This window comes from Sphingopyxis sp., assembly GCF_016463645.1.
Taxonomy (GTDB): domain Bacteria; phylum Pseudomonadota; class Alphaproteobacteria; order Sphingomonadales; family Sphingomonadaceae; genus Sphingopyxis.
The window spans coordinates 1-12,537 of sequence record NZ_JAEMQX010000106.1 but is presented as its reverse complement, the minus strand read 5'-3'; the positions used below and the strand labels follow the sequence as shown (position 1 = coordinate 12,537).

Sequence of the window (12,537 nt, the reverse complement as noted above, 5' to 3'; positions counted from 1 at the left end):
GCTTCGGCATCCAGGGGTCGGTCAACCGCGCCTTCGCCAATTTCGAATATCCCGACACCTCGCCGATCGCCGACTATGTCGACCCGGCGAACCTGATCGGACTGTCGAAATGGACCGCAAGCGGATCGGTGTGGTTCGAGAAATGGGGCCTCTCGCTCCGCGCGAACCTGCGCTACCGCTCGGGCTATTACAAGCCGAACGGCGGCACCAACCGCGAGATCCGTGGCGGCACCTACCTCAACCTCTCGGCGCAGTACGACCTCACCAAGAATGTCCAGCTGAAGCTGCAGGCGCTCAACGTCACGAACACGCAGGACATCATGTACAAGGGCGGATACGACAGCATCGCCGAAGTGTCGCGCAGCGGCCCGCAATATTTCTTCGGCTTCCGGGTCCGCCTCTGATGCGGCGCGGGCGAGCGTTCCTCCCGCTGGCCCTGGCCACCGCCGCCGCGACCTTCCCGTCCGCGGCGGCGGCTTCGTCGCAACCGGCCGCCGTCTGCAACGGAGACGAAGGCTATGCGGCGGCGTTCGGCGGGCGCCGCACCTTCACGCTGCGGCCGCAGGATCTCGACGCGATCAAGGCGGCGCTCGCCGCCGATCCGGCGCTCGCCGTCGCCTACCGGAGCCTGATCGCACAGGCCGACAAGGCGCTCGAAGTCAGGCCCGCGTCGGTGATGGACAAGCGCAGCATCCCCGTGTCGGGCAACCGCCACGACTATGTCAGCCTTGCGCGTTACTGGTGGCCCGATCCGGCGAACCCGAAGGGACCCTATGTGCGCCGCGACGGCGACACCAATCCCGATATCGGAAGCAATCGCTTCGACCGCACCGCGCTCAGCCGGATGGCGCGCGAAGCCGACACGCTCGCGCTTGCCTATTTCTACAGCGGCGAGCCCGGATATGCCGAGGGCGCCGCGCGCGTGATCCGCACATGGTTCCTCGATCCCCAGACGGCGATGAACCCCAACATGAATTTCGCGCAGGCGGTGCCGGGCGTCTCGAACGGCCGCCCCGAAGGCGTACTCGACGGCGCGGGCTTCATCGACGTGATCGATGCCGCGGGGCTGATCGGCCCGTCGGGCGCGCTGACGGCCGAGGAGACAAGAGCGCTGGAAGGCTGGTTTTCGCGCTATCTCGACTGGATGCTGAAAAGCCCGAACGGCAAGGCCGAGGGCAAGGCGTCGAACAATCACGGCCTATGGTATGACGCGCAGGTCGCGCGCTTCGCGCTGTTCGCGCGGCGGCCCGACGTCGCGCAAAAAATCGTGACCGCCTTCCCCAAGGTGCGGATCGGACCGCAGGTCGACACGTCGGGCGCGCTGCCCAGGGAACTGACGCGGACGCGCAGTTTCCATTATTCGCTCTACGCACTTGCTGCCGCCTATACGGTTGCCGACAGCGCGGCATGCCTCGGGATCGACCTCTACCGCGCCGAAGAAAAGGGCCGCTCGCTCCGCAGGGCGACCGACTATGTCGCCGCCTGGCGCGGCCGCGCCGCAGACTGGCCGTACAGGGAACAGGTCTGGCCCGAAGCCGCGCTCGACGAGTTGCTCGTCCGCGCCGATTCGGCGTGGGGGCCGGGCGCATATCCGCGCACGGTCAGCGGCGACCTGTTGCTGCGCTACCGCATCCCGTAAGGACGGCCGATGATTGCCCGCCGTGCCCTGCTCACCGCCGCGATGCTCGCCGCGCCCACCGCATGGGCGCGTTCGCGGCCCGGCGCATTCGATGTCCGCGCGATCGAGCGCCGCCGCCTGCTTCCCCAAGCCAAAGCCCTGCTCACCGCCGAGCCGCGCACCATCGCGGCCATCCCCGCGCCGCGCAGTCCGGCGGGACCGCAGGACTATTATTCCGAGGGCGATTATTGGTGGCCCGATCCGGCAAACCCCGGCGGTCCCTATGTGCGCCGCGACGGCCGATCGAACCCCGACAAGTTCGACGGCCATCGCGATGCGCTGATCGCTTTCGGCCGCGCCGTCCCCGCCCTCGCGGCCATGTGGGAACTCACCGGCGAGGCGCATTTCGCCGACGCGGCGATGCACCACCTTCGCGCATGGTTCGTCGATCCGAAGACGCGGATGAACCCCGACCTCGATCACGCACAAGCGATCATCGGCGTGAACAGCGGGCGCGCGATCGGGGTGATCGACACGCTGCAGATCGTCGAGGTCGCGCGCGCCGCCGCGCTGTTCGCCCGAAGGAAAGCACCCGGCTACGCCGCAATCCGCGCGGGCGTCGAGGACTGGTTCGCTGCCTATCTGGACTGGCTGACCACCTCGCCCTTCGGCATCGAAGAACGCGACGAGAAGAACAACCACGGAACCTGTTGGCTGTTGCAAGCGGCAAGTTTCGCCGCCCTGCTCGGCCGCGGCGACATAATCGCCGATGCGCGAACCCGGCTGCAGACGACCATCATTCCGACGCAGATCGCACCCGACGGGCGCCAGCCACTCGAACTCGCGCGCACCAAACCCTTTGCCTATTCGCTCTTCAACCTCGACGTGCTCGCCGCCTCGGCATGGCTGCTCGGCGGCGGCAAGCTGATCGACTGGCGGACCTCCGACGGCCGGTCGATCGGCGGCGCGATCGCATGGATGGCGCCCTATATCGCCGACAAGGCGAAATGGCCGCTGGCGCCCGATGTGGAATATTGGGACGGCTTCCCGGTGCGCCAGCCGAGTCTGCTCTTCGGCGGCCTCGCGCAAGGGCGCGACGAATGGCTCGCCCTCTGGCAGCGCCTGAACCCCGACCCGGTGATCGGCGAGGTCGTGCGCAACTTCCCCGTGCGCCAGCCTTTGCTCTGGCTTTAGTTCCGACCCTCGATCAGCCCGCGCGCGATGACCTGCGCCTGGATTTCCGCAGCGCCTTCGAAGATGTTGAGGATGCGCGCGTCGCAGAGGATGCGGCTGATCTCATATTCGAGCGCATAGCCGTTGCCGCCGTGAATCTGCAGGCTCGCGTCGGCGTTCGACCAGGCGGCGCGCGCGCCGAGCAGCTTCGCCATACCCGCCTCGATATCGCAGCGCTTGCCCTTATCCTTGGCGCGCGCAGCGGCGTAGCTCAGCTCGCGCGACATGACGAAATCGACGAGACTCATCGCGAGCTTGTCAGCGACGCGCGGGAAATGGACGATCGCCTTGCCGAACTGCTTGCGGGCGAGCGCATAGTCGAGCCCGAGTTCGAGCGCCCGGCGCGCGACCCCGACCGCGCGCGCCGCGGTCTGGATGCGCGCGCCTTCGAAGGTGCGCATGAGCTGCTTGAAGCCCTGCCCCTCCTCGCCGCCGAGCAGCGCCCCGGCGGGCGCCGTCATCCCGTCGAACTGCAACGCATATTCGCGCATCCCGCGGTAGCCCAGCACCTCGATCTCGCTGCCGCTCATGCCGTCGGCGGGGAAAGGATCGGCCTCGGTCCCGCGCGGCTTGGGGGCGAGCAGCATCGACAGGCCCGCATAGCCCTTCGCTTGGGGAAGAGTGCGCGCGAGCAAGGTCATCAGGTCCGAGCGCGCGGCGTGGGTGATCCAGTTCTTCGCGCCATCGATTACCCAATGATCGCCCTCGCGGCGCGCGCGCGTCTGGAGCGAGCCGAGATCGGAACCGACATCGGGCTCGGTGAACACCGCGGTGGGCAAGATTTCGCCGCTGGCGATCTTCGGCAGCCATTCGGCCTTTTGCGCGTCGGTGCCGCCCATGCCGATCAGCTCGCCCGCGATCTCCGAGCGCGTGCCGAGCGATCCGGCGCCGATCCAGCCGCGCGACAATTCTTCGGTGACGATGCACATCACGAGCTTGCCGAGGCCAAGCCCGCCATATTCTTCGGGAATGCAGACGCCGAAGGTACCGAGGTCGGCCATTGCCTGCACCGTCGCGTCGGGGATCAACTCGTTCGCGAGGTGCCAGCCGTGTGCGTTCGGGATGATCGCGGCGTCGGTGAAGCGGCGGTATTGCTCGCGGATCGCATCGAGGTCGGCGTCGTGCAGCGACTCGCTCGGCCAACGGCCCTCGGCGAGCGCGGCGGCGACGTCGGCGCGCGTCGCGGCATGATCGGCATCGAGGATGGCGACGCAGGCGTCGGCGAGCGTCCGCGCCGCCGCGCCGAGACCGAGGTCGGCGGGACGGAAGATTTCATTCTGCCCCATCGCCAAGCCGCCGACGAGCTGGCCGATGCCCTCGGCGAAGGCAAGGGTGGCAATCTTTGCGTCGAGCAGGTTCGAATCCTGACCGGACTCGCACCACGCAAGCGTTGCTTCGAGTGCCGCGACCGTCGTCGCGACCCACGCGAAGCCGTGCGCGGCGCGCTGCTCGCGGTCGATCGAGCGCGCCGCCAGCCGCTCGCCGAGCGCGGCATGCGCCGCACCGCGATAGGCCTGCGCGGCCATCAGGGCCTGGCGCAGATCGGTCACGTTCAGGCGGCGCGCTCGAAGATTGCGGCGATGCCCTGGCCGCCACCGATGCACATCGTTTCGAGCCCGTAGCGCCCGTCACGGCGCACCAGCTCGCGCGTGAGATTGGCAAGAATGCGACCGCCGGTCGCGCCGATCGGATGACCGAGCGATATGCCCGAGCCGTTGACGTTCAGGATCTCGTTCCGGCCGTCGTCGTCGGACCAGCCCCAGCCCTTGAGTACCGCGAGCACCTGCGGCGCGAAGGCTTCGTTGAGCTCGACAAGGTCGATGTCGCCCCAGCCGAGTCCATTGCGTGCGAACAGGCGCTCGACCGCGGGAACGGGGCCGATGCCCATCCGGCTAGGGTCGCAGCCCGCAGCGGCCGAGCTGTGATACCAGGCAATGGGTTCGAGCCCGAGTTCGCCGAGTTTGTCCTCGGCAACGACAAGGCAGGCGGCGGCAGCGTCATTCTGCTGGCTGGCGTTGCCCGCGGTGACGACACCGCCTTCCAGGGCCTTGAGCTTGCCGAGCGATTCCATCGTCGCGTCGGCACGATAGCCCTCGTCGTGCGCGAAGACGACCGGGTCGCCCTTCCTCTGGGGGACCGACACCGGCACCAGTTCGTCGTCGAACAGGCCGTTCGCCCAAGCGGCGGCGGCGCGCTGGTGGCTGCGCACAGCATAGGCATCGGCCTGTTCGCGGCTGATGTCATAATCCCTGGCCAGATTTTCGGCGGTCTCGATCATGCCGGTGATGACGCCGAAGCGCTCGACCGGCTGCGACATCACGCGGCCGCGGGTGAGGCGGTCGTGGAGGGTCAGGTTGCCGGCGCGGACGCCCTTGCGGACGTCGGTCGTGTAATGCTCGACGTTCGACATCGATTCGACGCCGCCCGCGACGACGACGTCGGACATTCCGGTCTGGACCATCATCGCGGCGTTGACGACCGCCTGCAGCCCCGAGCCACAGCGGCGATCGAGCTGGTAGCCCGGGACCTCGAGCGGCAAGCCCGCGGCGAGCCACGACCAGTGGCCGATGCTGGGCGCTTCGGCGTTGCCATAGCCCTGCGAAAAGACGACATCGTCGACGCGCGCGGGGTCGATCTTCGTGCGCTCCATCAGCGCCTTCAGGATGACGGCGCCGAGGTCGCCGGCAGCGATCGACGAGAGAGAACCGCCGAACTTGCCAACGGCAGTGCGGATCGGGGCGACGATAGCGGCACGGCGAAGGGTCATGTCATTCTCCGGTTTTGGCAACACCGACGATGCCGGCGTCGATCAGGCGGGCGATCTCGCCCGTGGAAAGCGAAAGGCGCGATGCCAGCACGTCTTCGCTGTGCTGGCCGTTGCGTGGAGCGGGGCGGGGCGGCTCGCGTGTCGCCTGCGGGATCGTCGAGAAGGCGCCCGCGGCGGGGTAGGCGAAGCCGCTGGGATTTTGAACCGCGCCGAAGATCGGGTTGTTCGCGACGAGCGCCGGATCCTGCACCGCATCGTGCATCGTGCGATAGGGCGAATGGACGATCCCGCCCGCATCGAAGGCGGCGGCGAGATCGGCATGGCCCCGGGCAGCGATCGCCCGCTCGAACAGCGGGTAGAGCGCGTCGCGGTGGGCGAAGCGGAGCCCGTCGTCCTTTGCGAAAGACACGCCGCGATCACCTTCGATCGCGGCGATCGCGTCGCCGAGGTTCAATGCGGCGATCAGGTTCGCCCATTGGCGCGGCGTGACGACGACGATCATCGTCCGCTTGCCGTCGCGCGTCACGAAGTCGCGGCCGAACAGGCCGTACACGGCATTGCCGAGCCGCGGTCGGTTCTCGCCCGAGTAAAGCACTTCGGCGATGCCGCCCAGATTGGCGACGGTGCCGATCGCGACGTCCGACAGCGGGATGCGGACCTCGCCGCCTTCGCCACCGACGCTCCGCCGCTGGATCGCAGCGAGCAACGCGAAGGCGGCATAGGCACCGGTGAGCAGATCCCATGCGGGCAGCACATGATTGACCGGGTCAGGCCCGGCTCCGGTGAGCATCGGATAACCGACACTGTTGTTCACCGTATAATCGAGCGCGGGCGAACCGTCGGCCCAACCCATCACCCGCACGGTGATCAGGTCGGGGCGGCCTTCCGCCAGCCTGTCGTGCGACAGGAAGCCGTCGACGGGGAAGTTGGTGATGAACTGGCCCGTCGCGCGCACAAGTTCCTGCAGCAGCTCGCGCCCCTCGGGCCGGGACAGATCGAGCGCGACCGACTTTTTCGCGCGATTGAGATTCTCCCAGTAGAGCGAGTTATTCTCGGCCGTCACCGGCCAGCGCCGGAAATCGGGGCCGCCGCCGATCTGGTCGACGCGGATCACCTCGGCGCCGAACTGCGCACAATAGAGCCCGGCCGTGGGCGAGGCGACGAAGGACGACGCCTCGATCACCGACAGGCCGGACAATAGTTGATACATCAGTTCGCCGCCGCGAATTCGCGCAGCATATGCTTGGCGATCTGAAGCTGCAGGATTTGCGTCGTGCCTTCGTAGATGCGATAGATGCGCGCATCGCGGAAGAAGCGTTCGGCATCATATTCGGCGAGATAGCCGGCACCGCCATAGACTTGGACGCAGGCATCGACGACGCGGCCGCACATCTCGCTGGCGAAGACCTTGAACGCCGCGGCCTTGCGCAGGACATTCTCGCCCGCGTCGGCGCGGCGCGTAACGTCCTCCATCATGCATTCGGCGGCGTAGATGTCGATCTCGCTCTGCGCGAGCATCTGCTGGATCAACTGGAAGTTGGCGATCGGCTCGCCGAACGCCTTGCGCTCGGTCGCATAGCGCACCGCACTGTCGAGTGCGCGGCGGGCATAGGCGGTAGCGGCGGCACCGACCGACATGCGGCCGTTGTCGAGACTCATCATCGCATAGGCGAAGCCCTTGCCGAGTTCGCCGCCCAGCAGCGCTTCGCCGCCGACGCGGACATCGTCCATCACGACATCGGCGATATGGCTGCCCGACTGGCCCATCTTCTTGTCCGACTTGCCGATCGACACGCCGGGAGCGTCGAAGGGCACGACAAAGGCCGAGACATGGGCGTTCTTCGGCAGATTCTCCTTGCTCGTTCGCGCCATGATCAGGCCGACCTTCGCGAAGGGCGAGTTGGTGATGTAGCGCTTGGTGCCGTTGAGCACCCAGCCGTTGTCGGTCTGCGTCGCGGTGGTCTGAAGCCCCGCCGAATCCGACCCCGATCCCGGCTCGGTGAGGCCGAAGCAGGCGATCTCGCCCGATGCGACGCGCGGCAGCCATTCGGCTTTCTGCGCGTCGGTGCCGCCATTCTTCAGAGCCGAGGCAAACATGCCGATGTTGATCGAGATGATCGAACGGAAGGCGGGCATCGCATAGGAAAGAGTGTGGATCGTCCTGATATACTGAGTGACGTTCATTCCCGCGCCGCCATGTTCCTCGGGGATCGTCAGACCGAACAGGCCCATGTCGCGCATCTCGGACAGGATGTCGTCGGGGATCGCATCGTTCTCGATGATGTCCTTCTCGGCTGGGAGAAGGCGCTCGCGCACATAGCGGCCCAGCTGTTCGATGAACTGGTCGAAGACGTCCGTGTCCATTCCGGCGTTGCTCATGGGCTTTTCCTCAGATCGGATCGTAGGGGAACACATGCGCCGACACCTCGTCGGCGCGGGCGAAATCGGGACGGAAGGCGGGGATGAGCTCGTCGGCGATCGCCTCTGCCGTCCAGCCGTCGAGCTTGGCCATCGAGCGGACGGGGCGCGGTTTCGAGAAGAGGGCGATCTCGTTCCTGCGCACCGCGAAGATCTGGTTCGTCACATCCTTCGACAGGTCGGAGGCGAGATAGGCGACGAGCGGCGCGATCTTGTCCGCCGACATCGATTGCAGCCGCCTGACCCGCTCCTGCTCGGCAGGCGTCGTCGCGGGGATCGACGATGTCATGCGGCTCCACGCGAAGGGGGCGATGCAGTTCGAGCGCACCCCGACGCGCGCCATGTCGAGCGCGATCGACTGCGACAGCGCGACGACGCCGAGCTTGGCCGCCGAATAATTCGCCTGCCCGATGTTGCCGATCAGGCCGCTGGTCGAGGTGAAGTGGATGAAGCTGCCCGACTGCTGTTCGCGAAACCATGGCGTCGCGGCCTTCGACACGTTGAACACGCCGGTCAGATTGACCTCGATGACGCTCTTCCAGTCCTCATGGCTCATCTTGTGCCAGATGGTGTCGCGAAGGATGCCGGCGTTGTTCACGACCGCATCGATGCGGCCGAACTTCGCCACCGCATCCTCGATAATGCCGGTCGCTTCCCTGGGGTCGGCCACATTGCCGAAATTGGCGAAGGCCTTGCCGCCCGCCGCGACGATGTCGGCGGCTGTCGCTTCGGCGGGCGCGGCGTCGCCGCCATCGCCGGCCTGCGCGACACCCGGATCGTTGACGATCACCGAGGCGCCTTGCGCAGCACAATGCAGCGCGAGTTCGCGGCCGATCCCGCGTCCGGCTCCCGTAATCGCGACGACCTTCCCGTCGAGACATAAGCTCATGGCCGTTCTCCCGTTCGATTCGAATCGATAGCGCGATATGCGCGCCTTCGCATTATTTCAACATTAAGAATTGATTTTTCACTATGCTGAAAATATTCCGCTTCGGATGACCGGCCCGGTACGCTCCGTCTCGCAAGCCTTTGCGATCCTCCGCCTGCTCGCGGAATCGGGCCCGATGACACTTTCGGAGGTCGGCCGCCGCGTCGGGCTGAGCCCGTCGAGCTGCCTCAACCTGCTGAAAACGCTCGTCGGTGAAGGAACGGTCGAGCGCGACATGCGCACGAAGCGCTATCGGCTGGCACCCGCCTGGCAGGCGGTCGGCGCACTGCGCAACAGCCACGCCGCGCGGCTCGTCGAGGCGGCGGCGGCGCTGCTCAGGCCCTTCGCGCAAAAGTCGGAAGCCGCGATGGGCCTCTGGAAGATCGTCTCGCGCGACCGCATGCAGCTCGTCGCCCGGGCCGAAAGCGATGCCGGCATGCGACTCAGCCTCGCCGACGATCAGCGCCAGCCGCTCGGCGGCGGCGCGGCGGGGCGGGCGATCGCGGCGGCGCAGGCGGCGGACGACGCCGAGCTGGCGCGCCGCTATGCGGCGGTACGCTGGCAGGCCGACCTGCCGTTCGAAACCTACAGACGCCAGATTGCCGAGGCGGCGGCGAAGGGCTTCGCCGTCGATCAGGGCTATACGCATCGCGGCGTGTGCACCGTGGCCACGGGCATCACCGAAATCGCGCCCGGCTTTTGCCTGTCGGCATCGATCGTCGCCGGATCGCGCAGCGATGCAGGGGTGGAAACGCTCGGCGCCGAACTGCTCATCCTGCGGTCCGACGTGATGCTCCGGGCCGGATAGCCGCCACGAGGCGAAGAGAAACGGGCACACCCGGATTCCGTGCGATCATTTCGGGGCGAAATGACCTTGCGGCATGCGCTGATCTTCGATCAGTTTCAGCCCCAGCGTTGCAGCGTTGGCCACCGCTTCCTCCCTGCTGCCAGCCCTGAGCTTGCGCATGACATTCTTGAGATGCCATTTCACCGTTTCGGGAGCGAGGTGCAGTGTCCGCGCGATCTCCTTGTTCGATTCGCCGGCCTTGAGCGCGCTGAGGATCTCGATCTCGCGTTCGGTAAGGAAGGAAAAGGCCTCGCCCGGAGCAGCCCTGTACCCTCCCTCGAGCACCGGATTGCCGCGCGACGGTTCGGCCAGTTTCAGCAAGGCGAGAAAACAGTCGGAGGTGTAAGCTTCGCTGCAGAAATTCTGCACCGCGCGAACCCCGGTGACGTCGAGCACGTCGACGATCGTCCGCCGGAACCCCGAGCTTGCGGCATGGTTGAGGAAGCGCACGGTTTCCAGTTCGACCATCTTGTCGCAGCGACCGCTCAGTTGCGGCAGGATGTTGAACAGCGTCGCGGTCGCGCGCAGTTCGGCGTCATCGCCGTTCGACGCGAGGCGCAGCAGCCGTTCTGCGACCGTGGTCAATCGCGGGCGGTCGCCGTTCGCGATCGCTTCATAGGCGCGCATTTCGGAAAGGATCGCAAAGGCGCGCGCTGGCGCCGAGAGCGGATCGAGCGCCGCGCCTTCCTCGTCGCCGATCGCAACGACCGCCTCGGCATCGATCGTTTGCGGCAGACGGAGCCGCGCCCGCTCGACAACGCACAATGCCTTGAGCGGTGCCCAGCCGCGCGCAAAGGCGATCAGCTCGGCGCGATCGATCAGCGCGGCGGCGGCATCGTCCAGCCCCGCCCCCGCAGCCACCCGGATGGCAACGAGAAAGGCATGGACCAGCGCGTCCTGAAAGGCGCTGCGTTCGAGATGCGGCAGGGCTCCTGCGGCAAGGTCCGCCGCGTCCTCGAACGCATCTCGCTCATAGCAGGAGCGCGCCAGCGACGCGCCAATCAGTGCCGACACCAGCCCCGTGCCCGGCAAACGCGCCCTCGCTTCGCGCAACAGGCGTTCGGCCTCGCCGAGCTGGCCCTGCGCGCGCGACACTCCGGCTTTGGCAACCACGGCGAGCGCGCCCGGAAGGTCGAGCGTCTGCCCTGCCGCGCGCTGCATCAGCGGCCGCACCGCATCATGGACCAGCCCGAACAGGCCGCGCCGCAACGCCCCCAAGGCAAGCGTCGCGCGAACCATGTTCACAGCAAAGTCGGGCAGCCCGGTGGGATCCGCCAGAATCCGGTCGCAAGCTTCGATCACTTCATCGGGCCGGTCCCCGCCGAATGCGCGATGGAGCAGGCTCAGCACCGGCGCCTCGGGGCCAAGGTCGGCGGCGGGTTGCGGGAGGTCACCGGCCTCGATCACCGCCAGCCAGTGTGAAGCGCGCACGAGTTCGGGCGAATCCGCGACGATTTCGGGTGGCAAGCGGTCGATCCAGTCGAGAAGCCGGGCGGCGTCACCGCGTTCGATCATCGCCATGGCGATATCGGCGACGATCGTCGCCGCTTCGGCAAAGTCGCCGCACGCGAGCATCTGGTCGACCGCTTCGCGGGCCATCGCGCGGCTCGCATAGTGGCGGCCCGCGACACGGCGCAGCTGTACCGCTTCGTCCGTCCCGAGCCGGTGCGCCATCGCGGCACGCGCGGCCCGGTGAAGGCGATAGCCTCGATCGCCGACCGGCTCCAGAAACAGGCCCCGGGCATCGAGATCGCGCAGCATCGCTGCGCTATCGCCATCTCCACCCAGCAAGCGGCAGAGATCGGGGTCGAGCCGCGGCGCAACGGCGCAACGCCGCAGCAACTGTCCGGCCGGCGGAGGCAGATCGTCGACCAGCGGATCGATCAGCGGCCCGAGACAGTGCGCCAGCGCATCCCACCGGCCTGCCGACACCATCGCCGCGAGCCGGTCGGGCTGCCGCGCCAGCAAGCGGAGCGCGGCGGGCCAGCCCTCGACGAAGCGATTGAGCGCCGCGACATCGCGCGCGCCGAGCGACGCGCCCGCCTCCACAAGAAAGCGCTGCGCATCGCCGTCGGAGAGGCCGAGTTCGCGGCGACCGATAGCGAGCAGCATGCCCCGCGCCGCAACGTCGTCGAGCGCGATGCCGGGCCGCGCCCGGCTTGCCAGCAGCAGGCGCAACTGCGTTGGCGGGTGCCGCATCAGGCGCTCGAAGATCGATCGGGCGCGAGCGTTGACGAGCCGATCGGCATTGTCGACGACGAGAAGAAGTGGCGCGTCGGCCGCATCCATCCGCTCGGCAAGCGCATCGGCGATGTCCGCCGCAGATGTCTCCTCGTCTTGCGCGAGGCCGAATATCCGGCACAGTTGCGGAGCGGCAGCCGCATCGTCATCCGTGTCGATCGCCAGCCACGCTGCGCGCCAGCCTGCGGCCCGCGCTTCGGCGAAAAGCGCCGCGCACCACGCGCTCTTGCCATAGCCCGCAGGCGCCTGCACCACACAGGCCTCGCGGTCCGCGAGCCTGTCGAGCCAGCGTCGTTGGCCGTCGAGGCCGACCAGGTCTGACGGAAAGCGCGGCGGCATGAACTGGCGACCGGACGACATTACGGTGCCGCCGCCCGGTACCGCGCGCAGATGGGCGGTGATCTCGGTCCTCGGTCCCGGCTGGATGGTCATTCGCCGCCCTCCCATTCGTGCCAAGGCTAATGTCTTGAGCTTGATGGAGCAAG

Annotated in this window: 9 protein-coding genes and 1 pseudogene; 4 read left to right on the top strand and 6 right to left on the bottom strand. The window is 67.5% G+C overall.

Annotation, left to right across the window (positions count from 1 at the left end; translation table 11 throughout):
- The 3 genes and pseudogenes from JHC57_RS17300 to JHC57_RS17290 all read left to right on the top strand — a co-directional run.
- Positions 1–404, top strand: a pseudogene (locus JHC57_RS17300) (TonB-dependent receptor); the annotation flags it as partial.
- Positions 404–1,639 carry an alginate lyase family protein gene (locus JHC57_RS17295; RefSeq protein ID WP_294031549.1) on the top strand — a complete coding sequence of 412 codons (1,236 nt, stop codon included), beginning with the start codon at positions 404–406 and terminating at the stop codon, positions 1,637–1,639. The pseudogene JHC57_RS17300 and the gene JHC57_RS17295, both read left to right, overlap by 1 nt.
- A gap of 9 nt (positions 1,640–1,648) precedes the next feature.
- The gene (locus JHC57_RS17290; protein ID WP_294031547.1) at positions 1,649–2,812 is read left to right on the top strand and encodes an alginate lyase family protein; all 1,164 of its coding nucleotides are present in this window, start codon (positions 1,649–1,651) and stop codon (positions 2,810–2,812) included.
- Here the strand turns inward: JHC57_RS17290 and JHC57_RS17285 are convergent.
- From JHC57_RS17285 to JHC57_RS17265, 5 genes are read right to left on the bottom strand one after another with little or no spacing between them, the layout of a single operon-like run.
- Positions 2,809–4,377 (bottom strand): acyl-CoA dehydrogenase family protein, encoded by a 1,569-nt coding sequence (locus tag JHC57_RS17285; RefSeq protein WP_294031552.1) that lies wholly within the window; start codon positions 4,375–4,377, stop codon positions 2,809–2,811. The two genes, JHC57_RS17290 and JHC57_RS17285, sit on opposite strands and share 4 nt — an antisense overlap.
- A 26-nt stretch (positions 4,378–4,403) precedes the next feature.
- Positions 4,404–5,618, bottom strand: a complete 1,215-nt coding sequence (locus JHC57_RS17280) for an acetyl-CoA C-acetyltransferase (protein ID WP_294031546.1) — start codon at positions 5,616–5,618, stop codon at positions 4,404–4,406.
- A 1-nt stretch (position 5,619) separates the two neighbouring features.
- Positions 5,620–6,828, bottom strand: coding sequence for a CoA transferase (locus JHC57_RS17275; RefSeq protein WP_294031544.1), 1,209 nt, complete (start codon positions 6,826–6,828; stop codon positions 5,620–5,622).
- On the bottom strand, positions 6,828–7,997 hold the full coding sequence (locus tag JHC57_RS17270) for an acyl-CoA dehydrogenase family protein (protein ID WP_294031543.1): 1,170 nt from the start codon (positions 7,995–7,997) through the stop codon (positions 6,828–6,830). Before JHC57_RS17270 ends, JHC57_RS17275 begins: the two co-directional genes overlap by 1 nt.
- A 10-nt stretch (positions 7,998–8,007) precedes the next feature.
- Complete coding sequence (locus tag JHC57_RS17265) at positions 8,008–8,925, bottom strand: SDR family NAD(P)-dependent oxidoreductase (RefSeq protein ID WP_294031542.1); 918 nt, start codon at positions 8,923–8,925, stop codon at positions 8,008–8,010.
- Between the two features lie 106 nt (positions 8,926–9,031).
- On the opposite strand from JHC57_RS17265, the gene JHC57_RS17260 reads away from it, so the two are divergent.
- Positions 9,032–9,772, top strand: a complete 741-nt coding sequence (locus JHC57_RS17260; protein ID WP_294031540.1) for a helix-turn-helix domain-containing protein — start codon at positions 9,032–9,034, stop codon at positions 9,770–9,772.
- A gap of 45 nt (positions 9,773–9,817) precedes the next feature.
- Here JHC57_RS17260 and JHC57_RS17255 read toward each other — a convergent pair whose 3' ends face one another.
- Positions 9,818–12,484: a LuxR C-terminal-related transcriptional regulator gene (locus tag JHC57_RS17255; protein WP_294031538.1), complete on the bottom strand. Its 2,667-nt coding sequence runs from the start codon at positions 12,482–12,484 to the stop codon at positions 9,818–9,820.
- Between the last annotated feature and the right edge of the window lie 53 nt (positions 12,485–12,537).

Bases quoted from the DNA above. Each gene is read 5' to 3' on its own strand.
- JHC57_RS17255 (WP_294031538.1), bottom strand. From the start codon at position 12,484: ATGACCATCCAGCCGGGACCGAGGACCGAGATCACCGCCCATCTGCGC.
- JHC57_RS17285 (WP_294031552.1), bottom strand. From the start codon at position 4,377: ATGGCCGCGCAGGCCTATCGCGGTGCGGCGCATGCCGCGCTCGGCGAG.
- JHC57_RS17260 (WP_294031540.1), top strand. From the start codon at position 9,032: ATGACCGGCCCGGTACGCTCCGTCTCGCAAGCCTTTGCGATCCTCCGC.
- JHC57_RS17295 (WP_294031549.1), top strand. From the start codon at position 404: ATGCGGCGCGGGCGAGCGTTCCTCCCGCTGGCCCTGGCCACCGCCGCC.
- JHC57_RS17275 (WP_294031544.1), bottom strand. From the start codon at position 6,828: ATGTATCAACTATTGTCCGGCCTGTCGGTGATCGAGGCGTCGTCCTTC.
- JHC57_RS17280 (WP_294031546.1), bottom strand. From the start codon at position 5,618: ATGACCCTTCGCCGTGCCGCTATCGTCGCCCCGATCCGCACTGCCGTT.
- JHC57_RS17270 (WP_294031543.1), bottom strand. From the start codon at position 7,997: ATGAGCAACGCCGGAATGGACACGGACGTCTTCGACCAGTTCATCGAA.
- JHC57_RS17290 (WP_294031547.1), top strand. From the start codon at position 1,649: ATGATTGCCCGCCGTGCCCTGCTCACCGCCGCGATGCTCGCCGCGCCC.
- JHC57_RS17265 (WP_294031542.1), bottom strand. From the start codon at position 8,925: ATGAGCTTATGTCTCGACGGGAAGGTCGTCGCGATTACGGGAGCCGGA.